Below are 24,991 nucleotides of genomic sequence, written 5' to 3' on the forward strand. Positions count from 1 at the left end.
CACCCGTATCCGGCACAACGCTCCGACAGGTGCTCCGGGTTGCGGCCGGAAGGCGCCGGGTCGGTCGGCCGGTGCATGATCGCGCGAAAACGGGCGCTGGCGCGAGCGCTACTGACGAGTAATGATGCCTTCATGCGGTACGACGTGGTCGTCATCGGGTCCGGCTTCGGCGGCAGCGTCACGGCGCTGCGCCTGGCCGAAAAGGGTTACTCGGTAGGCGTCCTGGAGGCCGGCCGCCGCTTCGCCGACGACGAGTTCCCGCAGACGTCCTGGCGGGCCCGCCGGTTCCTCTGGGCGCCGAAGCTGGGCTGCTACGGCATCCAGCGGCTCACCCTGCTCCGCCCCGCCGAGCGGCGATCCGGCGGCGGCGTGCTCGTGCTCTCCGGCGCGGGAGTGGGCGGCGGCTCGCTGGTCTACGCCAACACCCTCTACGAGCCGCTGCCGGCGTTCTACACCGACCCGCAGTGGCGGGACATCACCGACTGGCGCGACGAGCTGGCCCGCCACTTCGACCAGGCGAAGCGGATGCTCGGCGTCACCACGTACCCGATGGACACCGGCGCGGACCGCGCCATGCGGGCGGTGGCCGACCGGATGGGGGTGGGCCACACCTTCCACGCCACCCCCGTCGGCGTGCACATCGGCCGCCCCGGCGAGCGCGTCGCCGACCCGTACTTCGGTGGCGTCGGTCCGGAGCGCACCGGCTGCCTGCACTGCGGCTCGTGCATGACCGGCTGCCGGCACGGGGCCAAGAACACGCTGGTCAAGAACTACCTGTGGCTCGCCGAGCGGCTGGGCGTCACAGTGCACCCGCTGACCACTGTGACGGCCGTCCGTCCGGCCGCCGACGGCGGGTACGAGGTGCACACCGAGCGCACCGGCGCCTGGCTGCGCCGACGGCGGCAGGTGATCCACGCCGAGCAGGTGGTCTTCGCCGCCGGGGCGCTGGGCACCCAACGGCTGCTGCACGGCATGAAGACCGACGGCGCCCTGCCCCGGCTCTCACCCCGCCTGGGTGAGCTGACCCGGACCAACTCGGAGGCGATCCTGGGCGCGTCGATCTCCCGACAGGAGGCCCGGCAGCGGCGGACCGACTTCACCGAGGGGGTGGCGATCACCAGCTCGTTCCACCCCGACCCGCAGACCCACATCGAGCCGGTCCGCTACGGGCGCGGCTCCAACGCCATGGGGCTGCTCCAGTCGCTGCTTGTCGACGGCGGCCCGCACCGCGTTCGGCGCTGGCTGGGCAGCATCGTCCGGCAGCCGGGGCTGGCCGCCCGGATGCTGTCCGTGCGCGGCTGGTCGGAGCGGACGGTGATCGCCCTGGTGATGCAGTCGGTGGACAACTCGCTGTCCACCCGCTGGCGGCGCGGCGTGTTCGGTCGCCGGCTGGTCACCGGGCCCGGTCACGGCACCCCGAGCCCGACCTGGATCCCGGCCGGCAACACCGCCACCCGGCTGCTCGCCGAGGAGATCGGCGGCACGCCCGGCGGCTCGCTCACCGAGCCGTTCGACATTCCGATCACCGCGCACATCCTGGGCGGGGCGGTGATCGGCGCCACCGAGGCCGACGGGGTGATCGACCCCTGGCACCGGGTGTACGGCCATCCGGGGCTGCACGTCGTGGACGGCGCGGCGGTGTCGGCGAACCTGGGCGTCAACCCGTCTCTGACGATCACCGCGCAGGCGGAACGGGCGATGTCCTTCTGGCCGAACAGGGGCGAGGAGGACCCCCGCCCGGCGCTCGGGGATCCGTACCGGCGACTCGACGCGGTGGCGCCCCGGCAGCCGGCGGTGCCGGCGGACGCTCCGGCCGCGCTACGCCCCTGACAGCGGGCGGCGCAGGATGTGGTTGATGCCGAACACGGTGTCGGTGACCCGTACGTCGGTGTAGCCGATCCGCCGGTAGAAGCCGTGCCCGGTGAGGCTGGCGCCGGTCTCCATGAACTCGTGCCCCTCGGCGCGGGCCAGCTCCTCGACGTGTCGCATCAACCGGCGGCCGACGCCCCGGCCGTGCGCGTCCGGGTCGACGAACATGGTGTAGACCTTGTTGCCGTCGCGGGACACCGTGCCGACCGGCCGCCCGTCCTCTTCGGCGACGTAGATCCGACGCTCGACGCCGAGCTCGCGGAACCGGTCGGCGGTGAAGTGGGCGCACATCTCATCGATCAGCTCGGCCGGGTAGTCGCGGCTGTTCACCTCGCGAAGACAGCGGACGACCAGGGCCGACAGCGCCTCGCCGTCCTCGGGACGGAACTGTCGTACGGTCACCTCGGTCATCGGCGTGCCTCCGTCCGGTCCGCGCTCGGGTCGCTGAGCACGGTATCGCCGCGCGTGGCGCCGGTGCGGTCCCGCGGAACGTTGTGGGTCGTACCGGATGAGGTGGGCGACGCGCCGCGCCGAGTGCGTGGGGCGCGGCTCGGGGCGGCCGTGACTGTCGGTAGGCTTTGTGCACATGAGCCTGCCTCGCCCTGTCCTCGTGGTGGACTTCGGAGCCCAGTACGCCCAGCTCATCGCGCGCCGGGTCCGCGAGGCGAAGGTCTACTCCGAGATCGTGCCGCACTCGATGCCGGTCGCCGAGATGCTGGCGAAGAACCCGGCCGCGATCATCCTCTCCGGTGGCCCGGCCAGCGTGTACGCGCCGGACGCCCCGCAGATCGACGCCGGCGTGTTCAGCACCGACGTGCCGCTCTTCGGCATCTGCTACGGCTTCCAGGCGATGGCCCAGGCGCTCGGCGGCACCGTCGCGCACACGGGCAACCGCGAGTACGGCGGCACGCCGCTGCGCCCCCGCCTCCTCGAGCCGGGCGTGCTGCTGCGCGACCTGCCGGCGGACCTGCCGGTCTGGATGAGCCACGGCGACTGCGTCACCGAGGCCCCCGAGGGCTTCACGGTCACCGCCGAGTCGGCGGGCGCCCCGGTGGCGGCCTTCGAGGACGTGGCCGGGCGTCGAGCCGGCGTGCAGTTCCACCCGGAGGTCGGGCACACGGCGCACGGCCAGGAGATGCTCCAGCGCTTCCTGTACGACATCGCCGGCATCGAGCCGACCTGGACGCCCGAGAACATCATCGACGAGCAGGTGGCCCGGATCCGCGCCCAGGTCGGTGACAAGGAGGTCATCTGTGGCCTGTCCGGCGGGGTGGACTCCGCGGTCGCCGCGGCGCTCGTGCACAGGGCGGTCGGTGACCAGCTCACCTGCGTGTTCGTCGACCACGGCCTGCTGCGTGCGGGTGAGGCCGAGCAGGTCGAGAAGGACTACGTGGCGGCCACCGGCATCAAGCTGAAGGTCGTCGACGCCGCCGACCGGTTCCTCGGCGCGCTGGCCGGGGTGACCGATCCGGAGCAGAAGCGCAAGATCATTGGCCGGGAGTTCATCCGGGTCTTCGAGGCCGCCGCCCGCGAGATCGCCTCGCACGGCGATGTGGAGTTCCTCGTCCAGGGCACCCTCTACCCGGACGTGGTGGAGTCCGGCGGTGGCTCCGGCACCGCCAACATCAAGAGTCACCACAACGTCGGCGGCCTGCCCGAGGACCTGAAGTTCGCCCTGGTCGAGCCGCTGCGCACCCTGTTCAAGGACGAGGTCCGGGCGCTCGGCCTCCAGCTCGGCCTGCCCGAGGCGATGGTCTGGCGGCACCCGTTCCCCGGCCCCGGCCTGGCCATCCGGATCATCGGCGCGGTCGATCAGGAGCGCCTCGACCTGCTGCGCCGCGCCGATCTGATCGCCCGCGAGGAGTTGACCGCGGCAGGTCTGGACCGGGGCGTCTGGCAGTTCCCGGTGGTGCTCCTCGCCGACGTGCGCAGCGTCGGCGTGCAGGGAGACGGGCGCAGCTACGGGCATCCCGTGGTGCTGCGCCCGGTCTCCAGCGAGGACGCGATGACCGCCGACTGGTCCCGGCTGCCCTACGACGTGGTGGCCCGGATCTCCACCCGGATCACCAACGAGGTCGCCGAGGTCAACCGGGTGGTCCTGGACGTGACCAGCAAGCCGCCGGGCACCATCGAGTGGGAGTGACAGTGGCTCACGCGGCGGGCGGCGTGTGGGGCGGGGTCGTCGGCGGGTAGGGCGGCGTCGGCGCGTACCCCTGCTGCGGTCCGCCGGGCGCGGGCCCGGCGGTGGGCTGCGGCGCGGCGCCCGCCGGGTGCGGCCAGGCGGGCGCGCTGGTGGGCTCCTCGGGCATCAGGAACCACATGATGGGGTACGCGAAAAGCGCGAGCCCGCCGGTGAGCAGGCCGGTGACCGCGAAGGCCACGCGGACCAGTGTGGGGTCGACGTTGAAGTAGCGGCCGAGGCCGCTGGCGACCCCCGCCACCATGCGGTCGGTGGTGGGTCGCCGGAGCTGCTTGTACGGGGCCTGGGGAGCGGCGGTGGATGTCATGTCTCCACGGTCCGCGCCGGTGCCCGGCCCGCCCTCGGTGACCGCCCGGATCCTTACCCTGACCGATCCCTGAGCGGGTAGCAAAGAGTCAGGAATCCGACTCTTTTCCGTCCCGGTAACGCCATCCGGGGAGAATTTGGTCCCGTGACCACCTTGCTGGAGCCGCTTCGCAGGATCGCGGCATACGCAGTTTGTGCTGATTCAGACGGCCGAGTGTTGCTGGTCCGCGCATCGGAGCGCTCCGGCACCCCCGGCACCTGGTCGCTGCCTGGCGGGGCGGTCGACCACGGTGAGGACCCGAACCACACAGTCGTCCGCGAGACCGCCGCCGAGACGGGCCTCTCGGTCGCCGTCTCCGGCCTGGCCGACGTGCTCGCCGACATGCGGGCGCTGCCCGAGCGGGGCATCACCATCCACACCGACCGGCTGATCTACCGGGTGGCGGTGCGTGGCGGCACCCTCGCCGACCGGGTCGGCGAACGCCCCACCGACCTGGCCCGGTGGTACACGCTCGACGAGGCCCGCGAGTTGCCGCTGCGCTCGTTCACCGCCCGTGCCCTCGGTCTGCCCGCCTCCTCGGCCGACGTGGTGCCCGACGAGGTGCCCGAGTTCCCCTCCTTCTACGCGGTGCCCGGCCCGGACGGGCTGCACCGGGCGCAGCGCTTCGCCGCGTACGCCGTGTGCACCGACCCGGCCGGCCGGGTGCTGCTCACGCGGATCTCCGACGGCTACCCGGGCGCCGGCTGCTGGCACCTGCCCGGGGGCGGCACCGACTACGGCGAGCAGCCCGGCGCGGCGCTCATCCGGGAGTTGGTGGAGGAGACCGGCCAGGCGGGCCGCCTCGTCGAGCTGCTGGGTGTGGCGAGCCACCGGGACGCCGCCTCGCTCGGCCCGGAGGGTTACCCGATCGACTGGCACGGCGTCCGCGCCTTCTACCGGGTCGTGGTCGACGAGCCCAACGCGCCGACGATCACCGACGTCGGTGGCTCCACCTGCGAGGCCCGGTGGTTCGCCCGCGAGGAGCTGGGCGCCCTCGGAACCGACCGCCTGACCGAAGTGACGGCAGAAGCAGTCCAGGCAGCCCAACTAACCTGACCCCCACCCCCACCCCCACCCCCACCCCCCGGGCTGCGCCCGGGTTCCCTCCTTGCGGCGATCATGAAGTTATTGTCGGGACACGCCGAGATGGACGGCGATAACTTCATGATCACCGGCCGGAGGGCGGGTGCGGGGGATCGGGGGCTGGTTGTGGAGCTGGTGCGGCGGGTTGCGGTTTATGGTTTGTTGTCGGCTTCCGGGCGGGTTCTGGTTGTTCGGGAGCCGGCGGGGGGCCTCTGGTCGCTGCCCGGGGGGTCGGTCGCGCACGCCGAGCACCCTGAGCGTGCGGTCGTGCGCACGGTGGGCGAGCAGACCGGGCTGACCGTGTCGGTGGGGCGGTTGCGGGCCGTGGTCGCGGACGTCAGCCCTCCCACGCAGGACGGTGTCTCGCTGCACACCGACCGGTTGCTGTTCGAGATGACAGTCGACGGCGACGTGTCGGGCGACACCGGAGGCGGCACGATCGAGGCCCGCTGGGTCGGCCCGGAGGACGCGGCCCGGCTGCCGTTGACGCCGTTCAGCGCCGAACTGCTCGGACTGCCGGTCACCCCGCTCCCCGCCGACGCGCCCCCGTCCGCCGAGCCGCTCCCGCCGCTGCACCCGGATCGGCGGCTGCGCTTCGGGGCGTACGGGCTGGTCACCGACCCGGCCGGGCGGATCCTGCTCACCCAGATCGCGGACGGCTATCCCGGTGCCGGCAAGTGGCACCTGCCCGGCGGTGGCACCGATCACGGCGAGCAGCCGACCACCGGGCTGCTCCGTGAGCTGGTGGAGGAGGGCGGTCAGGTGGGCCGGGTGGTCGAACTGCTCGGCGTGGACAATCTGCACAACCCGGCCGCGCTCGGCCCGGAGGGGCGTCCGCTGGACTGGCACGGCGTCCGGGTGATCTATCGGGTCCTGGTGGACGTACCCACCGGCGCGGTGGTGACCGAGTCGGCCGGTGGCTCGACCGCCCGGGCGGGCTGGTTCACCATCGCCGAGACCGCTGACCTGCCGCTGACCGGTATCGCTGCCTCGGCAATCGGACAGCTGGGTCGATAGCACCCGGCTCAGCGAGCCGAGATGGTGGCCCTCCGGTACAGTCGGAGGCGGGAATGGTGGAGGAAACGGGCGATCAAGCCCCGGATGGGAATAACTAGGCGGTTCGCGCGGTTTGCACCAGATATAAGTACCGCCGGCAGCTATCGCCAAGCCACGTTCCCCTATGCGATGGTGTACTCCGCAAAACGGCTGCCGGGCCACGCAAGGTCCGGCACGAGACAGCCGGACACCCGCCCCAAACGGCGGCAAGCCGATCCGGTGATGGAGGAAACGTGCCGAGAGCCCCATGGCGCCGGCGTCGTACGACTGACAGTCCGCGCCCCGCAGGGCGTCGCTGGGCGGGCCCGTTGCGCCGCAGCAGCACGTTCGCCCGCCAGGTGCTGCTGGTCCGGGTGGGTCGCCGTGACGGCGACCTGCGGACCACCGACGTGACACTGCCCGAGCACCGGTACGCCGACCGCCAGCGCCGCCGTTACGGCCTGGACCGGCTCAGCCGCCCGTCGCTCGGCGTCAACCGGGCCGAGATCGAGGCGGTCATGCCGGTCAGCCCGGCGCTGCCGCCGATGGCGCACGCCGACGAGGCGTCGTCCCGGTCGATCCCACTGCTGCCCGGCGAGCGCACCGTCGCCCGCCGGATGAAGTTCGGCCTGGTCAACGCCTGCACCCTGGCCAGCCTCATGCTCGGCATGCTGGCCATCTTCCTCGCCATGCAGGGCGAGGTGCGCATCGCCGCTCTCTGCCTGATCGCCTGCGTCGGCTTCGACGGCCTCGACGGCGCGTTGGCCCGCCGGCTCGGCGTGGCCAGCCCGTTCGGCGCTCAGATGGACTCGCTGGCCGACATGTGCTCGTTCGGCCTCGCCGCGCCGGTGGTGGTCTACGCCTCGCTCGCCGGCTCGGTGTCGACGGCTGCGGCCGCGGTCGCCTGCGCCCTGGTCGCGGCGTGTGCGGCGATCCGGCTGGCCCGCTTCAACGTCTCGCCGAAGGACGGCCGCTTCTTCTGCGGTGTCCCCACCACCATGGCCGCGGCCGTGCTCGCCGTGACGGTGGCGATCGGCCTGCCGGTGCCCGGCCTGGTGCTCGTCGCCGGAGTGGCGCTGCTCGCCTTCGCGATGGTGTCCAGCTTCCCGTACGCCAAGCTCGCGCGCCTGGTGAAGCTGCCGCCGTGGCTCTGGCTGGCCCCGGTGGTCGGCGCGCTCGTCGACATCCGGCTCACGTTCGCCCTGATCGTGGTGGGCTACCTGGTCAGCGGGCCGGTGCTCTGGCTGCGCCAGCGTCGTACCGCCTGATCCGACACACGAAAAAGGGGCGCCGCGGACAGCGGCGCCCCTTTTTCGCGTCTCGACGTCAGCGCCAGCGGGCGATGACCGTGGAGCCGCCGACCACCTTGTCACCCGGCCCCACCAGCGGGTCCGCGGCCTCGGCCGGCAGGTAGACGTCGGTCCGCGAGCCGAACCGGATGAGCCCGAAGCGCTCCCCCTTGGCCAGCAGCGCGCCGATCGGCGCCCGCTGCACGATGCGGCGGGCGATCAGGCCGGTCCGCTGCGCGACCACCACCGTGCCACGGCTGGTGTCCAGAACGGTGTACGCGGCGACGTTGTGCTCGGCGTCCGGCTTCATCGCGTTGACGAAGCCGCCGTCGGCGACGAAGTAGTCCACCACCTTGCCGGCGACCGGAGCCCGGTTGACGTGCACGTCCAGCACGGAGAGGAACACCGCGACCCGCAGCCACTCGCCGTCGCCGAAGCGCTCGTCGTGCAGGCGCTGCACCGACAGGACCTTGCCGTCAGCGCTGGCCACCACGGCGTTCGGGTCCTCCGGGACGTCCCGCTGGGGATCGCGGAAGAACGCGGCTACCGGCCCGGCGGCCAGCGCCGGCAGCAGCCACAACCTGCTCGACGGCCGCGCCACCCGGGCCAGCGCCGCCAGACCCAGCGTGATGCCCGCCGCGGCCACCCCGTTGGAGTCGATGTGCATTCCCCGGGTCAGCGGCACGCTCGACGGCCGGTACGCCGGGGCCAACCGGTCGGCCGCGGCCGGGCTGGCCGGGGTGAACCGGAGTCGGTAGACGCGTACCGGCGGCGTGTTCCGCAGCACCAGGTCCCCGCCGACGCCGTAGAGGGCGTCGTGGCGGGCCAGCTCGGTGGCCGCGCCGGTCGTCCGGCCCGGCGTCGCGGTCGTCGCCACGCTCAGCACGCCGCCGTCGGTCAGGTACTTGGACAACCCGTCGATGCCGCTCCGGGTCTCCTCGGCGGTGCCGATGAACGCCTCGCCGGCGATGACCACGGCGGCGGCCTCGGCGTCGGCGAGCGAGTCGACCACCCGGACACGGTCGGCGACCCATCGGCCCTGAGCGGTGACGTGCTCGCGGAGCACGGAGGTGCCGGACGAGTCGGCGGGCACCACGGTGAGCTGGTCACCGGGGAGCAACGCCTCGATGGCCGCGGCCAGCACCGCGGACTCCGGGCTCGCGCCGACCAGCAGGGCGGCCTTCGGGTCGTTCATCCGGGCCAGCTCGGCGACGAGGGTACGGGCGGCTCGCTCGCCGATGCGGACCGGACCGGACCGGCCGGTGGTACGCACGGCGGGGGACTGCGTCATGTCGGGCGGGCTCCTGACGGGGTAGAGACGGGAATCGCGGCGGGGCGCCATGGCGGGGACGGGCCGGCCGGCGGAGGCGAGATCTCCACCGGTCAGCATATGCGCCCGCCCGCGCCGGCCGCACCGCCGTGGAGGTGGTGCGGGCCGCCGCGGGCGGGGAGCAGGGTCAGGATTCCCGCCGTCGGCTCTCCCGCTCGTCCGCCGGATCGTCGCCGGTCGTCGTGCTGAGGTGATCGGGTCGGGTCGGCTGGTCACTCCCGTCAACGGGCTGGCCGGAGACCGGCGACGTCGGCGGCTCCGACGCGCCGTGGGCCAGCCAGGCCGGGTGGATGGCGTCCGCCGACGCCTCCGGTGCCCGCATCTCGGCGGTCGGGGCCTCCGGCAGACGCATCTCGGCGGTCGGCGCCTCCGGTGCCCGCGTCGCCACGGTCGGGGCCTCGGGCGGCAGGGGAGTGTCCCAGGTGGAGTGTTCGGCGGTCCACGCCGGAACACCCGCTCCGGAGGTCGGGGTGGGTGCCCCGGAGGTCGGCACGCCGGGCTCGACGGCGGTGACCGGCCCGAACGCCGAGGTCGACGTGCCGGGTTGCGGGGCCGCGATCGTGGCCGGCTCGGCGACGTCGTTCGGCTCCGGGCGGCCGGATCGGCCGGAGCGCAACGCGCCGACCAGACCGAAGATCCCGATCAGGATCAGCGCGCCGGCCAGGAACCAGCCGACCGGCGGGAGTGCGAGCCCGAGCAGCTGGGCGAGCAGCCACCAGGCCGACAACGCCAGGAACACCAGCCCGAAGGCGAACGAGAGCAGGTCCGTACGGTGAGCCTTCACCGGGTCACCTCCAGGTTGCCGGCATTGACGTGGATGTACAGGCGCAGCTTCCCGCCGCCGGGGCCGTCCGCGCCCAGGTCGGTGGACTCCCGCTGGCGGCCGTCGATCCCGCCGGAACGGTTGCCGAAGATGGTGGCGTCGCCGGCATTGACGTCGGCCACGGTGGTGACGTCCACGTTCGGCGGTACGACAACTGTCGCCTTACCGAAATTGATCGCGACGGTCACCTGGCTGTCCTGCTTCGAGAAGTCGAGGCCCCGCAGGTCGAGCACGGCGTCACCGAAGCTGTTCTCGTACCGGTCGGCGAGGTCGCGGTAGTCGGTGGGCGCCCAGGTGACCGCGCCGTCCACGCCGCGGATGCGGTCGTAGGACTCGGCGACCGTGGCGGTCCCCAGAGCCGCGGCGGTCACCAGGCCGAGCGCGATCAGCCAGCGGGCCCGACCGAACCAGGTGCCGACCAGCAGCCCCAGCCCGATCGTCGCCAACGCGGCCGCGAAGTACGCCGAAGCGCTGACGGCGAAGACGTCCAGCAGGTCGAGCAGGGCGACGACGCCGAGGGCCAGGAAGATCAGCGAGAAGGTCACCGCGCCGAGCGGCGAACGCTCCCGCGGCCGCTTCGGCGGCTTCGGTGGTTTGGGCGGCGGGTACGCGGCCGGTGCCGGCGCGGCGTACGGGCCGTGCGGCGCGAACGGTGGGCGGTACCCGCCCGGCGTCGCCGAGACCGGGTAACCCGACGGACCGGCGGGCACGGCGGTCACCGGCGCCGACGGCCAGCCGGCGGTGGAGGTGACCTCGGCGGCCGTGTCGCTGCCCGGCCAGCTCTGCCCGGGCGCCGGCCAGGCGGCCTCCTGCGGTCCCGTGGTGGCGCCGGCCGGCTGCCCGGAGACCGGCCCGGTCCCGGACGACAGCGCCGCCCCGGACACCTGCTGCGCGCCGGCGAACGGCTGCGTGGCGGTGGCCGGCCGGGTGCCGTGCACGGGTGCGCTCGGCGGCTCACCCGGCGCCGCGGCGGCGTACGCCGGAGCACCACCCGCCAACGGCGCGGTCGCCAGCGGCCCGGTGGACGGCACCGTGCCGTGCGTCGGGGCGGGCCAGGCGACCGGCGGGACCGGCCCGGGTGGCGTACCTGTCGGAGTGGGCGGCACCGGCCCACCCGGGGCGCCGGGCTGTGGCCCACGGCTGTCCCGGTTGAGCAGCAACGCGCCGCCGATCAGGATGGCCGCGCCGAGCAGCACGGCGCGGAAGGCGTCGGTGACGATGTAGCCGAAGCTGGCCGCCACCAGGATGCCCAGCACGATCACGGTCACCGGGGACATGCTGGAACGGCCGCGCCCCAGCATCGACTCCACCGGGGATGCCGTGTCGCCCTCGTTCGGGATGATCAGCCAGGCGGCGACGTACACCAGGATGCCGATGCCGCCGAAGAACCCGAGCACCGCGAGCAGCACCCGCCAGAGCACCGGGTCGGTGTTGGTGGCTCGTCCGATCGCGGCGCAGACCCCGGCCAGGTAACGACCGTCGCGCGGCCGGACCAGCCCGTACCGCGAGGTGAAGCCGGTGCCGCCCAGCGGCCCCACGGACGGCCCCGGCCCACCGGGCCCTCCAGGCGTACCCGCGCCGCCGCCGGCCCCGTAGCCGGCACCTGTCGTACCGCCGCCGGGCCCGTAGCCCGCGCCGGGCGCGAAGCCGGCGTCGGGCCCCTGGCCCGGGCCGGGCGCGTAGCCGGCGCCGGGCGGGTAGCTCGGTGGCTCGTACGCGCCGGGTGTCGGTTCGGCGGCCGGGCCGGTGCCGGCGGGCGGGCCGAACGTGGTGGGCTCGGTCCAGCCGGCGGGTGTTCCGGCTGGGGCGGGCGGTACTGAACCGCCCGGCTGTGCCGACCCGGGGCGGGGCGGCGGGGCAGCTTCCTCGGTCATGCCTCGATCCTGCTGCCCGCTTCGCCCGAACGACCTCAGGACCCGACCCTGACCCCACCCTGAGATCCGAGCGGCCGGAATGTCGGGGGCGTCCCCGTGGTCGGGGGACGCCGCAGCGTGTGACGATCGGACTCACCGACATCCGGACAGCCCACCACCGTGACCAGGGAGCCTGCGATCAGCACCGTGACCCCGCCTCCGCGCCTCTACCGCGCCCCCGAGCACCGGATGGCCGCTGGCGTCGCCGCCGGTATCGCCGACCACCTCGGCATCTCGGTGCTGCGCGTGCGGGTCGCGTTCATGGTGCTGCTCGGGCTGAGCGGGCTCGGACTGCTGCTCTACGCGGCCTTCTGGGCGGTGGTGCCGCTGCGCCCCGGCGACACCGCCGTGCCGCCCCGGCGCGACGTGGCCCAGCTCCTGCCGTTCGTCGGGATCGGGCTCGGTGTCCTGCTGATCCAGGTGATGGTCTTCGACTCGGTAGGCGCGGCGGGCACCGCCGGTTGGCTGGTGGCCATCATCGCGGTCGGCGCCGGGGTCATCTGGCACCAGTCGGCGCCCGAGCGGCGACGGCGCTGGGGCGACACGATGCCGGTCCCGTGGCTCGGGGCGGTCGTCGAGGAGAGTGACCGGCGGGCCTTCGTGCTCCGGTTCATCGGCGGCGGGGTGCTGGTCGCGGTCGGCATCATCGGTGTCGCGGCGGTCTACTCGCCGGCACAGAACTTCGACGCGGTGATCAACGGGGTGATCTTCGCGCTGGTCGGGTTGGCCGGGGTCGGCGTGGTCGCCGCGCCGGTGCTCTGGCGGACGTACAGCCAGCTCCGCGCGGAGCGCGAGGGCCGCATCCGCGAGCAGGAGCGGGCCGAGCTGGCCGCGATGGTGCACGACCAGGTGCTGCACACGCTGGCGCTGATCCAGCGCAACGCCGGCGACGTCAAGACGGTTCAGCGGTTGGCCCGGGGGCAGGAGCGTTCGCTGCGCAACTGGCTCTACAAGCCCACGGCGTCACCGAGCGAGCGCTTCGCGGCCGCCCTGGAGCAGGCCGCCGCCGAGGTCGAGGACACCTTCGCGATCACTGTGGAGACCGTGGTGGTGGGCGACCGGGAGACTGACGAGAAGGTCGGCGCGCTGGTCGCCGCCGCGCGCGAGGCGCTGGTGAACGCGGCCCGGCACGCAGGTGTGCAGACCGTGTCGCTCTACGCCGAGGTGGAGCCCGAACAGGTCAGCGTCTTCGTCCGGGACCGGGGCAAGGGCTTCGATCCGGATACGGTGGAGGACCACCGGCACGGCGTACGCGGTTCGATCATCGGACGGATGAAGCGGCACGGCGGACGGGCCGAGATCCGGTCCGGCCCGGGGGAGGGGACCGAGGTCCGGTTGATCCTGCCGATCTCCCGGGACTCGTCCGCAGCGGAGAGGAACAAATGACCATGGCCGAGCAGCCGATGGAGCACCTCGACCCGGCGACCAGCCGCCCGGAACGCCTGCGGGTGTTCCTGGTGGACGACCACGCGATGTTCCGCGCCGGGGTGCGTGCCGAGCTGGGCGCCCATGTCGAGGTGGTGGGTGAGGCGAGCACGGTGGCCGAGGCGGTCACCCGGATCGCCGCCACCGGCCCGGACGTGGTGCTGCTCGACGTCCACATGCCCGACGGCGGTGGCCGTGCCGTGCTGGAGGCGATGCGGCGCAGCCATCCGCAGGTCAAGTTCCTGGCGCTGAGCGTCTCCGACGCGGCGGAGGACGTGATCGGGTTGATCCGGGCCGGCGCCCGGGGTTATGTCACCAAGACCATCTCCCCGGACGAGCTGGCCGCGGCGATCCGTCGGGTCGCCGACGGTGACGCGGTGTTCAGCCCCCGGCTCGCCGGGTTCGTGCTGGACGCCTTCGCGGCCCGGCCGGACGCCCCGGTGGCCGACCCGGAGCTGGACCAGCTCACCAACCGGGAGCGGGAGGTGCTGCGCCTACTCGCCCGGGGGTACGCGTACAAGGAGATCGCCAAGGAGCTGTTCATCTCCATCAAGACGGTGGAGACGCACGTGTCGAACGTGCTGCGCAAGCTCCAGATGTCCAACCGGTACGAGCTTTCGCGCTGGGCGGCGGACCGCCGGCTCGTGTGATCTATTCCTCCGCCCCGGCATTTCGGGCAGATGCCACGGATGCCGCTGGGCGGGGCTGACAAACGATCAGCCGTCGTCCCATACTGCCCCGGTCCCGTTTCCGCGCGTGGGTGTCGCATCCCGCGGAAACGACGGCTCACGCGCGTGCCCGCGATGGCGGGTCACCCCTGGGGAAGAGGTACCACTTCGATGTTGGGACAACGAGGACGACACTGGGCGCGGGTCGCCCTGGCGGCTGTCGCCGGCGGCGCCCTGGCGCTCGGCGTGGCGGGCGCCGCCGCCGCGGCCCCGGCCACCGGTGTGGCCAAGGCGGTCGAGGGCAGCCAGGTCACCCTGAAGCTCGACGGCAAGACGCGCACCACGTCTGCGCTCGCTCTGAAGATCGACGGCAAGCTGGTGCCGGCGTTCTGCATCGACTACCACACCAGCGTGAAGCTCGACGGCAAGTACGAGGAGGGCACCTGGGACGAGTCCCAGGTGAAGAACCTCGCCAAGGTGCAGTGGGTGCTGACCCACGGTTACCCGAACGCCGATTCCACCAAGCTCCTCGCCGCCGCCGGCGTGGACACCAAGATCGGCAAGAAGCAGCTCGACAACCTGCTCTACTTCGGCACCCAGACCGCCGTCTGGCACTTCAGTGACGGCATCGAGCTGGGCGCCTGGGAGAAGGGCCTGCAGGCCCCCAACCAGTACGAGGTGATCACGAAGGTCCGTGACTACCTCATCAAGAACGCCACCGACCAGCCGGAGCCGCGTGCCGAGCTGTCGGTCAGCCCGGCCAGCGCCACCGCGACGGTCGGCGGCAAGGCCGGTCCGTTCACGGTCAGTGGTCCGGCGGGTGCCATCACCGTCGCGGCCACCGGCGGCACCGCCGTCGACGCCGAGGGCAAGCCGGTCACCACGACCACCAACGGCGGGCAGTTCTGGCTGGCCGCCGAGGCCGCCGGCACGGTCGACGTGACGCTGACCGCGCAGGACGCCGTCTCCTTCGGCCGGGTGTTCCTGTTCACCGGCCCGAAGAAGGCGCAGAAGCTGATCCTCGGCGGCAGCACCGGCGCCACCGTCACCACCCGGGTCTCGGCCACCTTCACCGCCGTTCCCACGACGCCGCCGGCCACCCCGTCGGCGACCCCGAGCGCGTCGGCCTCGCCGACCACCCCGTCGGCCACGCCGTCGGACTCGGCGCCGCCGGCCAGCCCGGCCCCGTCCACCTCGCCGGCGAGCAACGGTGGCGGCCTGCCGCTGACCGGTTCGCCGATCGCGGCGGCGGCGACCGCCGGTCTGCTGCTGCTCGCCGCGGGTGCGGTCGCCGTCCTTGTGGTGCGTCGTCGCAAGGTCCGCTTCACCGCCTGATCCATCCCCGCCACACCACCGGCCCCGGCCCCGCCTCCAGGCGGCGCCGGGGCCGGTGTCGTCGTAGCCGCCGTGGTCGCCACTTTGATGATCAGAAAAACGCCCGCGGCACCCTCGGCCACCCAGCCGACCATGGTGCCCGTGCAGCCGACGTCGACCTCGTCCGGACGGGCAAAGAAAGTCGAGCCCGCGACAGACGCCGGAACGCGTGGTCGTCAAGCGAAAAACCTCACAGAAGCCGAGCCTGAGCGGGGCGCGAGCGTCCGAGCAGGTCATGTACTTCCAGGTCGGAGACACCCACCCCGACCGTTTTATGATCATTTTTCAAGTATCGGCAACGTGGCGGGCAACTAACGGCTTGATAACGGCACCTTCACGGAAGAGGCCAGTGGGTGTCACAGTGGCAGCACCTCACCCTCGGTGTGTGGCACTCCGTACGGCCCACGACCACGACCTCCGCTGTTCCCGGCGGGTTCGTGGCTGTGTCGCCTGCGTAGGGTCGTGCCTCGTCGGGTGAGGGAGCCCGGCGGATCGGAACATCAGGGGTGTCCCCAAACTTCCCTGTGGTCCCGGCGACCCCCGCCCCGGGGTGGTCGGGCGGTGTCACCCCCAAAACGTGCGTGAAACCCACGACGGAACCAGGTTAGAAAGAGGAGGCCCCTCGGAATGAGAGTCTCGAAGCGGGCGACGAGCGCGATCGCGCTCAGCGCGGCTGCCGCGCTTGTCGCGAGCGGTTGCTCGAGCGGTGACGGCGACGGCGACGCCGCCGCCAGCAAGGATGGCGCGATCGTCATCCACGGCGTCCAGCCGGAGAACCCGCTGGTTCCGTCGAACACCACGGAGACCGGCGGTGGCAAGGTCATCGACTGGCTGTTCACCGGCCTGGTCGAGTACCCCAACGACGGTGGGGCCCCGCGCAACGCGCTGGCCGAGTCCATCGACACCAAGGACTCCAAGGTCTTCACGATCAAGATCAAGAAGGGTACCAAGTTCCACGACGGTACCGAGGTGAAGGCGAAGAACTTCGTCGACGCCTGGAACTGGGCCGCTTACTCGCCGAACGGCGCGCAGAACGGCTCCTTCTTCTCGGACATCGCGGGCTTCGACAAGACCTACACCGAGGACCCGGACGGCCCGGACGGCCCGCAGAAGGCCCCGGCCCCGTCGGCCAAGGAGCTCTCCGGCCTGAAGGTCATCGACGAGCAGACCTTCGAGGTCACCCTCGCCGCGCCGACCGCGGTCTTCCCGACCAAGCTCGGCTACAGCGCCTTCATGCCGCTGCCGGACGCGTTCTTCACCATGAAGCCCGAGGAGTTCGGCAAGAAGCCGATCGGCAACGGCCCGGTCAAGTTCGTGTCGTGGCAGGACAACGTCCTCATCAAGCTGACTCGTTTCGACGACTACAGCCTGCGCGACAAGATGAAGATCAAGGACGTCGACGTCAAGCTGTACCAGGACGAGACGGCGGCCTACGCCGACCTGCTCGCCAACAACCTTGACTTCATGGAGGTCGTCCCCACCTCGGCGCTCGCCGGCGACAAGTGGAAGACCGACCTCGGCGACCGTGGCCTGAACACCGTCACGCCGTCGACCGCGCTGATCGCGTTCCCGATCTACGACAAGCGCTTCCAGAACCCGAAGCTGCGTCGTGCGGTCTCGCTGTCGATCAACCGGCAGGAGATCTCGGACAAGATCTTCTTCGGCACCCGCAAGCCGGCCGACAGCTGGGCGAACCCGCTGACCCCGGGCGCCAAGCCGGGTAACTGCACCGCCTGCAAGTTCGACCCGACCACGGCCAAGCAGCTGCTGACCGAGGCCGGTGGCTTCACGGGCGAGATGGTCTTCTACTACAACTCGGACTCCAGCCACAAGGACTGGATGGACGCGGTTGCGCAGCAGGTCAAGACCAACCTCGGCATCGAGGCTCGCGCCGAGGGCATCCCGACCTTCGCGGTGTTCCGTCAGAACATCAACGCCCACAAGATGACCGGCCCGTACCGTGCCGCCTGGCAGCAGGACTACCCGGACGTGGAGAACTGGGTCAACCCGCTCTACGTCAAGGGTGGCTCGTCCAACGACGGCCTGTACAGCAACCCGGAGGTCGACACCCTGGCCAAGCAGGCCAGCGCTGCTCCGAGCCTGGAGGCTTCGCACGAGGCCTTCGCCAAGGTTCTCGAGAAGGTCGACCAGGACGTCCCGAGCATCCCGATCTACTTCTACGGCCAGCAGTCCGGCCACTCGGAGAAGATCAAGAAGCTCGAGCTGAACAACGTCGGCGAACTCGACATCACCTCGGTCGAGCTCTGATCCGAACGGTCTGACCCCGGGTCGGGCTCGCCACATCCGGTGAGCCCGACCCGGGGCCGTTCCGCGAGTGGATGCCACAGCACTCCACTCGCCACGTTGTCACCACCGTGTCGGCCGTCCGACGCGCCCCCTGTCTGGAGGACCACCCCATGGGCCGTTATCTGTTGAGACGGCTGCTCCAACTCGTGCCCGTCTTCATCGGCTCGACCTTCCTGATCTACTGGCTCGTCTGGTCCGTCCCGGGCGACCCGTTCGCCGGCAAGTGCGGCGAGCGCCGCTGCCCGGACCAGTACGTCGCGTACATGACCGAGAAGTACCACCTGGACCAGAACGTCTTCGTGCAGTACGGCAACTACATGAAGAACCTGCTCCAGGGCGACTTCGGCCAGACGTTCTCCCAGCGCGACATCGGCGACATCATCGCCACGGCGTACCCGAACACCCTGAAGCTGGCCCTGGTCGCGCTCGCCATCGAGGCTGTCATCGGCCTCGGCGCCGGCATCCTGACCGGTCTGCGCCGCAACGGCTTCCTGGACAACCTGGTCCTCGTCTCGACCCTCTTCCTGCTCGCGCTGCCGGTGTTCGTCGTCGGCTTCGTGCTGCAGTGGCTGCTGGGTGTGCAGTGGGGCATCGTCAAGCCGACCGTCTCGTCCGAGATGCGGTTCTCCGAGCTGATCGTGCCGGGCTTCGTGCTCGGTAGCGCATCGGTGGCGTACATCGCCCGGGTGGCCCGAACGAGCATCGCGGAGAACCGCCGTGCCGACTACGTGCGCACCGCCATCGCCAAGGGCCTGCCGATGCGCCGGGTCGTGGGTGTGCACCTGCTGCGCAACTCGCTCATTCCGGTCGTCACCCTGCTCGGCACCGACCTCGGCGCCCTGATGGGCGGCGCGATCGTCACCGAGGGCATCTTCGGCATCAACGGAATCGGGCGCGAGGTCTACCGCGCGATCGTCACCAAGGAAAGCGCTACCGTGGTTGGCATCGTGGTCGTACTGGTGGTCGTCTATCTGTTGATGAACCTGTTGGTCGACCTGCTCTACGCCGCCCTGGACCCGAGGATCCGTTATGAGTGACCCGAGTACCGCTTCGATTGTCAGCACCCCTGCTGCGCAGCCGACCGACACCCCCGCCGCCCCCGGGCCGCAGAGCAACGAGAAGCCCCGTGGTCTGCTCGGTGACGCCTGGCGGGACCTGCGCCGTAAGCCGCTGTTCTGGATCTCGGCGACGATCATCGTCATCTTCCTGTTGATGGCGGCCTTCCCGTCGCTGTTCGCCCCGGGCGACCCGGTCAACGGAGCGCTCTCGCGCAGCCTCAACAAGGCGTCCGGCGACGCGTGGTTCGGGTACGACCTGCAGGGCCGGGACGTCTACGCCCGGGTCATCTACGGCGCGCGTGCCTCCATCGTGGTCGCCGTGCTCTCCGTGGTCGGCACCCTGCTGGTCGGCGGCGCCATGGGCATCATCTCCGGATACCTCGGTGGCTGGGTCGACACGATTCTCAGCCGGGTCGCGGACGTGTTCTTCGGAGTGCCGTTCGTGCTCGGCGCGATCGTCATCCTGACCACGTTCAACGGTTCGGGCAGCAGCAACAGCAAGGCCGAGATCATGGGCCTGGTGATCATCTCGCTGATCGTGCTGAGCTGGCCGGTCGTCATGCGGTTGATGCGCTCCTCGGTGCTCGCCACCAAGGAGGCCGACTACATCGTGGCGGCGCGCGCGCTGGGTGCCGGCAGTGGCCGGATCATCCTCAAGCACCTGCTGCCGAACTGCCTGGCCCCGCTGCTGGTCTACGGCACGATCATGGTCGGCTCGTTCATCGGCGCCGAGGCCACCCTGTCCTTCCTGGGTGTCGGCCTGAAGTCGCCGGTGGTGTCCTGGGGCATCATGATCAGCGAGGGTAAGGATTTCATCCGGGTCGCGCCGGGGCTGGTGTTCTTCCCTGCCGCATTCCTCGTCGCCGCGGTGCTGAGCTTCGTGATGCTCGGTGAAGCGGTCCGCGAGGCCCTCGATCCGAAACTCCGCTAGGGGAGATCCAGTGTCCGACATTCTCGTGTCTGAGCAGTCCGCGCCGGGATCCGGCGGGTCCGGGCGCCCCTCCGGCCGGCTGCTCGAGGTCGACGACCTGCGGGTGGAGTTCCGTACCCGGGACGGCGTCGCAAAGGTCATCAACGGGGTCACGTACCACGTCGACGCGGGGGAGACCCTCGCCGTGCTCGGCGAGTCCGGCTCCGGTAAGAGCGTCACGGCGCAGACGATCATGGGCATCCTCGACACGCCCCCCGGCTTCGTCACCGGTGGGCACGTCCGCTTCCACGGCAAGGACATGCTCCGCATGTCCGCCGAGGAGCGCCGCCGCATCCGCGGTGAGGGCATCGCGATGATCTTCCAGGACGCGCTCTCCGCCCTGAACCCGGTCTTCACCGTCGGGTTCCAGATCGCCGAGCAGTTCCGGGTTCGGCGGGGTCTGGGTCGCGCGGAGGCCAAGAAGCGCGCGATCGAGATGCTCGACCAGGTCAAGATCCCGAACGCCAAGGGCCGGTTCAACAACTATCCGCACCAGTTCTCCGGCGGTATGCGGCAGCGCGCGATGATCGCGATGTCGCTGGCGCTCGACCCCGAGGTGCTGATCGCGGACGAGCCGACCACCGCGCTCGACGTGACGGTGCAGGCCCAGATCATGGACCTGCTCGCGGAGCTCCAGCGTGAGCGGCAGATGGGCATGATCCTGATCACCCACGACCTCGGTGTGGTCGCCGACGTCGCCGATCGGATCGCCGTCATGTACGCGGGCCGGATCGTCGAGGAAGCCGACGTGTACGACCTGTACGCCAAGCCGGCGCACCCGTACACGATGGGTCTGATCGACTCGATCCCGCGTCTGGACGAGAAGGGGCAGCAGCTCCGGACGATCAAGGGCCTCCCGCCGAACCTGATGAACATCCCGCCGGGCTGCCCGTTCAACCCGCGCTGCCCGATGGCGCAGCCGGTGTGCCGGGAGAAGGTCCCCCCGCTGCTCCAGGTGGGCCCCGCCCGGGCCAGCGCCTGCCACTTCGCCGAGGAGCTGGTGAACCGTGTCTGAGAACATCCTCGAGGTCCGTGACCTGGTCAAGCACTACCCCGTCACCCAGGGTGTGGTGTTCAAGAAGACCGTCGGTCAGGTCAAGGCCGTCGACGGGGTCTCGTTCGGTCTGCGGGCCGGCGAGACGCTCGGTGTCGTCGGCGAGTCCGGCTGCGGCAAGTCGACCCTCGCCCGGGTTCTGATGAACCTGGAGAAGCCGACCGCCGGCAGCGTGGTCTACAAGGGCCAGGACATCTCCAAGCTCTCCGGTGGGGCGCTGCGTCGGCTGCGTCGGCAGATCCAGCTGGTCATGCAGGACCCGTACACCTCGCTGAACCCGCGGATGACGGTCGGTGATCTGATCGGGGAGCCGTTCGAGATCCACCCGGAGGTGGCGCCCCGGGGTAGCCGTCGGGCCAAGGTCCGCGAGTTGCTCGACCTGGTCGGGCTCAACCCGGAGCACATCAACCGGTACCCGCACCAGTTCTCCGGCGGTCAGCGTCAGCGCATCGGCATCGCCCGCGCGCTGGCGCTGCGGCCTGAGGTGATCGTCTGCGACGAGCCGGTCTCGGCGCTGGACGTCTCCATCCAGGCCCAGGTGATGAACCTGCTGGAGAAGCTGCAGAGCGAGCTGGGGCTGTCGTACATCTTCATCGCCCACGACCTGTCGGTGGTTCGCCACCTGTCGGACCGGGTGGCGGTGATGTACCTCGGCAAGATCGTTGAAATCGGCACCGAGGACGAGATCTACGAGCGGCCGACCCACCCGTACACCCAGGCGCTGCTCTCGGCGGTGCCGGTGCCGGACCCGACCCAGCGGAACAACAAGACGATCATCCGGCTCACGGGTGACGTGCCGTCGCCGATCAGCCCGCCCTCGGGCTGCCGGTTCCGGACCCGCTGCTGGAAGGCGCAGGAGGTCTGCGCCGAGCAGGTCCCGCTGCTGGAGATCCGGCGCGACTCGGACCACCCGAGCGCCTGCCACTTCGCGGAGCGTCGCGAGATCGTCGCCACCCACGAGGTGTGAGTCACCGGAACCGCCTGCCGACGTCACCACGACGACGGCAGGCGGTTTCGTCTGTCCGGGGTCCGCTGAGCGGGCCGCCGGTGGGGTCACCGACCGGCGGCTCGCCGAGGCGCCTCAGAGCGGCCCGCGGCCCGCGCGCAGCAGCAGCAGCGCCAGTTGGGTGCCGTCGGCGCCGAGCGCGAGCCGGAAGCGCTCCAGGATGTCCCGTTCGCGCGAGAGCACCAGGCGGGTGCCTCCGGAGGCCATCCGGGTCGCCCCGACCTCCTGGGACAGCGCGGCCCGCTCCTGCCAGAGCGCGATCAACGCGTGGTCGATCTCGTCGATCCGTTCTCTGATCTGCACGATCCGCGCAGCGGCGGTCGGCTCCACGGTGCCGGTCCGTGCGTCGGACGGGTCGCCGCCGCGCACCGAAGGCACCACCTCCGGCACGCTCCCGCTCGCCGGGGGCTGTCCCGCCTCCGGCCCGGCCGGGCCACCGTTCTGCTCCACCACGTCTGTCATCATCGGGTACCTCTCGTGCTGTGGTGCCCGGTGCCCGGAACCCGGGACGGAAAAAGCCCCGGACTCCAGGAGCCCGGGGCTTTTCGCAGGTCTGTCGATCAGGCGCGACCTACGGCAGCCGGACTCCCGGTGCCGTAGTAAAAGTAGTAGCGCGCAGCGATCACGCCGTCGAGTATGCCCACGCCGGTGGCCGGCGCGCAAGGATTCCGGCGCAAAAGGGCGGCCCCGCTCGGGTGCTTCCGGCGCCGGCACGGCGGCCCGGCCCGACGGACGGCGCGGTCGGGAAGTGTCCGGCTGGCGGCATAGACTTGGCGCGCGATGCATCCTCTCTTCGACATTCCCGCGTCCCCGCCCGCGCCGGAGTCCGCGCCGGCCCGTCCGCACCGGCCCGGGTCGGCCCCCGTCCGCCTCGATCCGCAGCAGCTCCTCGCCGGGCTGAACGGGCCGCAGCGCGACGCCGTCAGCCACGCCGGTTCGCCGTTGCTGATCGTGGCCGGCGCCGGGTCCGGCAAGACCCGGGTGCTCACCCACCGGATCGCCTACCTGCTCGCCGCACGGGACGTGCATCCCGGTGAGATCATCGCCATCACCTTCACCAACAAGGCGGCCGGCGAGATGAAGGAGCGGGTCGCCGCGCTGGTCGGCCCGCGGGCCCGACTGATGTGGGTGTCGACGTTCCACTCGGCGTGCGTCCGCATCCTGCGCGCCGAACACGAGCACGCAGGCCTCAAATCGACGTTCTCGATCTACGACGCGGACGACTCCCGCCGCCTGATGCAGCTGGTCACCCGCGAGCTGGATCTCGACCCGAAGCGCTACCCGGCGCGTGGTCTGGCCGCCCAGGTCTCCAACCTCAAGAACGAGCTGGTCGACCCGGAGCAGTTCGCCGCACGGGCCAGCGGGCCCAACGAGCGGGCGCTCGCCGAGGCGTACACGCTGTACCAGCGCCGGCTGCGCGAGGCGCACGCGCTGGACTTCGACGACCTGATCATGACGACGGTGCACCTGCTCCAGTCCCACCCGCACGTCGCGGAGAGCTACCGGCGGCGGTTCCGGCACGTGCTCGTCGACGAGTACCAGGACACCAACCACGCCCAGTACGTCCTGATCAAGGAGCTGGTCTCCGGCACCGACGGGCTGGAGCCGGCCGAGCTGTGCGTGGTCGGTGACGCCGACCAGTCGATCTACGCCTTCCGGGGCGCGACGATCCGCAACATCCTGGAGTTCGAGCGGGACTTCACCGACGCGCGGACGATCCTGCTGGAGCAGAACTACCGCTCCACCCAGACCATCCTCAACGCGGCCAACGCGGTGATCGACCGGAACACCTCCCGCAAGCCGAAGCGGCTGTGGAGCGAGGCAGGTGACGGCGAGCGGATCGTCGGCTACGTGGCCGACACCGAGCACGCCGAGGCGGACTGGGTGGGCCGGGAGATCGACCGGCTGGTCGACGCCGACGAGACCCGCCCCGGTGACGTCGCGGTCTTCTACCGCACCAACGCCCAGTCCCGCGTCTTCGAGGAGGTGTTCATCCGCGCCGGCCTGCCGTACAAGGTGGTCGGCGGGGTGCGCTTCTACGAGCGCAAGGAGGTCCGCGACGCCCTCGCGTACCTGCGCTCGGTGGTCAACGACGACGACACGGTGAGTCTGCGGCGGGTGCTGAACACCCCCCGCCGGGGCATCGGCGACCGCGCGGAGGCGTGCGTCGAGGCGCTGTCCAGCCGTGATCGGATCTCCTTCGGCGCGGCGCTGCGCCGGGCCCGGGAGGCGCCCGGCATCTCCACCCGGGCGGCCAACGGCATCGCCGACTTCGTGGCGCTGCTCGACGGCGCTCGGGAGCTGGCCGAGACCGGCACCCCGGAGGAGGTGCTGGAGGCCCTGCTGACCCGCTCGGGCTACCTCACCGAGCTGGAGGAGAGCCTGGACCCGCAGGACGCGGGCCGGGTGGACAACCTCCAGGAACTGGTCAGCGTCGCCCGGGAGTACACCGAGCGGATCGAGGCGACCGGCGCCGACGGGGACCGGGCCACCCTGGCGGGCTTCCTGGAGCAGGTCGCGCTGGTGGCCGACGCCGACCAGATCCCCTCCGACGACCCCGACCACCAGGGCGTCGTCACCCTCATGACGCTGCACACCGCCAAGGGCCTGGAGTTCCCGGTGGTCTTTCTGACCGGGCTGGAGGACGGCGTGTTCCCGCACCTGCGCTCGCTGGGCGACACCCGCGAGCTGGAGGAGGAGCGCCGACTGGCGTACGTGGGCATCACCCGCGCTCGGCAGCGGCTCTACCTCTCCCGGGCGGTGACCCGTTCGGCCTGGGGGCAGCCGTCCTACAACCCGCCGTCGCGGTTCCTGGAGGAGCTGCCACCGGAGCTGGTGCGCTGGGAGCGCACCGAGGGGTCGTACACCTCGTGGGCCGGCGGGGGCGGCGGCGTCGGCGGTCGTGCCGATCGTGCGCCCGGCGGCCGCGGCACCTTCACCGGGGGTACGCCGAAGGCGGCGCAGCTGGCCCAGCGGCTCGGCGTGGACGCCAGTCGCCTCACCACGGCCAGCGAGCTGCCGCAGGGGCCGAAGGTGGCCGCCGGCGACCGGGTCAACCACCAGCGCTACGGGCTGGGGCGCGTGCTCGCCGTGGAGGGGCACGGCCCGGGCGCCCGCGCTCAGATCGACTTCGGCGACCAGACCATGTGGCTGGTCCTCCGCCATGCCCCGGTAGACAAGCTGTAACCCGCGCCGATCTTGCAGTTCCGGTCGTCGACATGGGCGGTTGTGCCCTTGATGT

19 protein-coding genes and 1 pseudogene are annotated in these 24,991 nt (G+C 71.5%); 14 read left to right on the top strand and 6 right to left on the bottom strand.

The features are described from left to right. Window positions 1–132 precede the first annotated feature (132 nt). The gene (locus tag AB0B39_RS15480; RefSeq protein WP_357574606.1) at window positions 133–1,830 is read left to right on the top strand and encodes a GMC family oxidoreductase; all 1,698 of its coding nucleotides are present in this window, start codon (window positions 133–135) and stop codon (window positions 1,828–1,830) included. Here AB0B39_RS15480 and AB0B39_RS15485 read toward each other — a convergent pair. Next, a complete protein-coding gene (locus tag AB0B39_RS15485) occupies window positions 1,819–2,280 on the bottom strand; it encodes a GNAT family N-acetyltransferase (RefSeq protein WP_357494396.1) in 462 nt (153 codons plus the stop codon). The two genes, AB0B39_RS15480 and AB0B39_RS15485, sit on opposite strands and share 12 nt — an antisense overlap. Window positions 2,281–2,455: 175 nt before the next feature. Here AB0B39_RS15485 and guaA point away from each other — a divergent pair, with 175 nt between their 5' ends. After that, the gene (gene guaA, locus AB0B39_RS15490; RefSeq protein ID WP_357494394.1) at window positions 2,456–4,012 is read left to right on the top strand and encodes a glutamine-hydrolyzing GMP synthase; all 1,557 of its coding nucleotides are present in this window, start codon (window positions 2,456–2,458) and stop codon (window positions 4,010–4,012) included. 7 nt (window positions 4,013–4,019) lie between these two features. Here guaA and AB0B39_RS15495 read toward each other — a convergent pair whose 3' ends face one another. Continuing rightward, window positions 4,020–4,376 (bottom strand): PspC domain-containing protein, encoded by a 357-nt coding sequence (locus AB0B39_RS15495; protein WP_234589327.1) that lies wholly within the window; start codon window positions 4,374–4,376, stop codon window positions 4,020–4,022. Window positions 4,377–4,520: 144 nt separating this feature from the next. On the opposite strand from AB0B39_RS15495, the gene AB0B39_RS15500 reads away from it, so the two are divergent. The 3 genes from AB0B39_RS15500 to AB0B39_RS15510 all read left to right on the top strand — a co-directional run bounded on the left by AB0B39_RS15500 (window position 4,521) and on the right by AB0B39_RS15510 (window position 7,801). Further along, window positions 4,521–5,471, top strand: a complete 951-nt coding sequence (locus AB0B39_RS15500; protein WP_357494390.1) for an NUDIX domain-containing protein — start codon at window positions 4,521–4,523, stop codon at window positions 5,469–5,471. A gap of 153 nt (window positions 5,472–5,624) precedes the next feature. Continuing rightward, window positions 5,625–6,515: an NUDIX domain-containing protein gene (locus tag AB0B39_RS15505; RefSeq protein WP_357574735.1), complete on the top strand. Its 891-nt coding sequence runs from the start codon at window positions 5,625–5,627 to the stop codon at window positions 6,513–6,515. A gap of 347 nt (window positions 6,516–6,862) precedes the next feature. Continuing rightward, complete coding sequence (locus AB0B39_RS15510; RefSeq protein ID WP_234589336.1) at window positions 6,863–7,801, top strand: CDP-alcohol phosphatidyltransferase family protein; 939 nt, start codon at window positions 6,863–6,865, stop codon at window positions 7,799–7,801. A 58-nt stretch (window positions 7,802–7,859) separates the two neighbouring features. Here the strand turns inward: AB0B39_RS15510 and AB0B39_RS15515 are convergent, their stop codons facing one another. The 3 genes and pseudogenes from AB0B39_RS15515 to AB0B39_RS15525 form a co-directional block, all read right to left on the bottom strand. After that, window positions 7,860–9,113, bottom strand: a complete 1,254-nt coding sequence (locus AB0B39_RS15515; RefSeq protein WP_357494388.1) for a phosphatidylserine decarboxylase — start codon at window positions 9,111–9,113, stop codon at window positions 7,860–7,862. Between the two features lie 637 nt (window positions 9,114–9,750). Further along, a pseudogene (locus AB0B39_RS15520) lies at window positions 9,751–9,936 on the bottom strand (hypothetical protein); the annotation flags it as partial. After that, complete coding sequence (locus AB0B39_RS15525; RefSeq protein WP_357574607.1) at window positions 9,933–11,849, bottom strand: PspC domain-containing protein; 1,917 nt, start codon at window positions 11,847–11,849, stop codon at window positions 9,933–9,935. The gene AB0B39_RS15525 and the pseudogene AB0B39_RS15520, both read right to left, overlap by 4 nt. Before the next feature lie 159 nt (window positions 11,850–12,008). On the opposite strand from AB0B39_RS15525, the gene AB0B39_RS15530 reads away from it, so the two are divergent. The 8 genes from AB0B39_RS15530 to AB0B39_RS15565 all read left to right on the top strand — a co-directional run bounded on the left by AB0B39_RS15530 (window position 12,009) and on the right by AB0B39_RS15565 (window position 21,711). After that, on the top strand, window positions 12,009–13,274 hold the full coding sequence (locus AB0B39_RS15530; RefSeq protein ID WP_234590204.1) for an ATP-binding protein: 1,266 nt from the start codon (window positions 12,009–12,011) through the stop codon (window positions 13,272–13,274). A gap of 2 nt (window positions 13,275–13,276) precedes the next feature. Then, window positions 13,277–13,963 (top strand): response regulator transcription factor, encoded by a 687-nt coding sequence (locus AB0B39_RS15535; RefSeq protein WP_039906898.1) that lies wholly within the window; start codon window positions 13,277–13,279, stop codon window positions 13,961–13,963. Between the two features lie 189 nt (window positions 13,964–14,152). After that, window positions 14,153–15,316 (top strand): thioester domain-containing protein, encoded by a 1,164-nt coding sequence (locus AB0B39_RS15540; RefSeq protein ID WP_357494384.1) that lies wholly within the window; start codon window positions 14,153–14,155, stop codon window positions 15,314–15,316. 666 nt (window positions 15,317–15,982) lie between these two features. Next, complete coding sequence (locus AB0B39_RS15545) at window positions 15,983–17,623, top strand: ABC transporter substrate-binding protein (RefSeq protein WP_357494382.1); 1,641 nt, start codon at window positions 15,983–15,985, stop codon at window positions 17,621–17,623. Window positions 17,624–17,772: 149 nt separating this feature from the next. Further along, window positions 17,773–18,699: an ABC transporter permease gene (locus AB0B39_RS15550; protein ID WP_007465043.1), complete on the top strand. Its 927-nt coding sequence runs from the start codon at window positions 17,773–17,775 to the stop codon at window positions 18,697–18,699. After that, window positions 18,692–19,651, top strand: coding sequence for an ABC transporter permease (locus AB0B39_RS15555; RefSeq protein ID WP_234590197.1), 960 nt, complete (start codon window positions 18,692–18,694; stop codon window positions 19,649–19,651). Before AB0B39_RS15550 ends, AB0B39_RS15555 begins: the two co-directional genes overlap by 8 nt. A 25-nt stretch (window positions 19,652–19,676) precedes the next feature. Beyond that, on the top strand, window positions 19,677–20,705 hold the full coding sequence (locus AB0B39_RS15560) for an ABC transporter ATP-binding protein (protein ID WP_234590213.1): 1,029 nt from the start codon (window positions 19,677–19,679) through the stop codon (window positions 20,703–20,705). Continuing rightward, the gene (locus AB0B39_RS15565) at window positions 20,698–21,711 is read left to right on the top strand and encodes a dipeptide ABC transporter ATP-binding protein (RefSeq protein ID WP_308195420.1); all 1,014 of its coding nucleotides are present in this window, start codon (window positions 20,698–20,700) and stop codon (window positions 21,709–21,711) included. Before AB0B39_RS15560 ends, AB0B39_RS15565 begins: the two co-directional genes overlap by 8 nt. Window positions 21,712–21,825: 114 nt before the next feature. Here the strand turns inward: AB0B39_RS15565 and AB0B39_RS15570 are convergent, their stop codons facing one another. Continuing rightward, window positions 21,826–22,215: a chorismate mutase gene (locus tag AB0B39_RS15570; RefSeq protein ID WP_357494379.1), complete on the bottom strand. Its 390-nt coding sequence runs from the start codon at window positions 22,213–22,215 to the stop codon at window positions 21,826–21,828. A 315-nt stretch (window positions 22,216–22,530) separates the two neighbouring features. Here AB0B39_RS15570 and pcrA point away from each other — a divergent pair, with 315 nt between their 5' ends. Then, complete coding sequence (gene pcrA, locus AB0B39_RS15575) at window positions 22,531–24,936, top strand: DNA helicase PcrA (RefSeq protein ID WP_234590194.1); 2,406 nt, start codon at window positions 22,531–22,533, stop codon at window positions 24,934–24,936. Window positions 24,937–24,991 lie beyond the last annotated feature (55 nt).

The organism is Micromonospora sp. NPDC049114, assembly GCF_040648635.1.
GTDB lineage: Bacteria > Actinomycetota > Actinomycetes > Mycobacteriales > Micromonosporaceae > Micromonospora.

Excerpts from the sequence above, each read along its gene's own strand:
- AB0B39_RS15485 (WP_357494396.1), bottom strand. The coding sequence starts at position 2,280 with ATGACCGAGGTGACCGTACGACAGTTCCGTCCCGAGGACGGCGAGGCG.
- AB0B39_RS15570 (WP_357494379.1), bottom strand. The coding sequence starts at position 22,215 with ATGATGACAGACGTGGTGGAGCAGAACGGTGGCCCGGCCGGGCCGGAG.
- AB0B39_RS15525 (WP_357574607.1), bottom strand. The coding sequence starts at position 11,849 with ATGACCGAGGAAGCTGCCCCGCCGCCCCGCCCCGGGTCGGCACAGCCG.
- AB0B39_RS15555 (WP_234590197.1), top strand. The coding sequence starts at position 18,692 with ATGAGTGACCCGAGTACCGCTTCGATTGTCAGCACCCCTGCTGCGCAG.
- AB0B39_RS15495 (WP_234589327.1), bottom strand. The coding sequence starts at position 4,376 with ATGACATCCACCGCCGCTCCCCAGGCCCCGTACAAGCAGCTCCGGCGA.
- pcrA (WP_234590194.1), top strand. The coding sequence starts at position 22,531 with ATGCATCCTCTCTTCGACATTCCCGCGTCCCCGCCCGCGCCGGAGTCC.
- AB0B39_RS15515 (WP_357494388.1), bottom strand. The coding sequence starts at position 9,113 with ATGACGCAGTCCCCCGCCGTGCGTACCACCGGCCGGTCCGGTCCGGTC.
- AB0B39_RS15535 (WP_039906898.1), top strand. The coding sequence starts at position 13,277 with ATGGCCGAGCAGCCGATGGAGCACCTCGACCCGGCGACCAGCCGCCCG.
- AB0B39_RS15545 (WP_357494382.1), top strand. The coding sequence starts at position 15,983 with ATGAGAGTCTCGAAGCGGGCGACGAGCGCGATCGCGCTCAGCGCGGCT.
- guaA (WP_357494394.1), top strand. The coding sequence starts at position 2,456 with ATGAGCCTGCCTCGCCCTGTCCTCGTGGTGGACTTCGGAGCCCAGTAC.
- AB0B39_RS15480 (WP_357574606.1), top strand. The coding sequence starts at position 133 with ATGCGGTACGACGTGGTCGTCATCGGGTCCGGCTTCGGCGGCAGCGTC.
- AB0B39_RS15540 (WP_357494384.1), top strand. The coding sequence starts at position 14,153 with ATGTTGGGACAACGAGGACGACACTGGGCGCGGGTCGCCCTGGCGGCT.
- AB0B39_RS15550 (WP_007465043.1), top strand. The coding sequence starts at position 17,773 with ATGGGCCGTTATCTGTTGAGACGGCTGCTCCAACTCGTGCCCGTCTTC.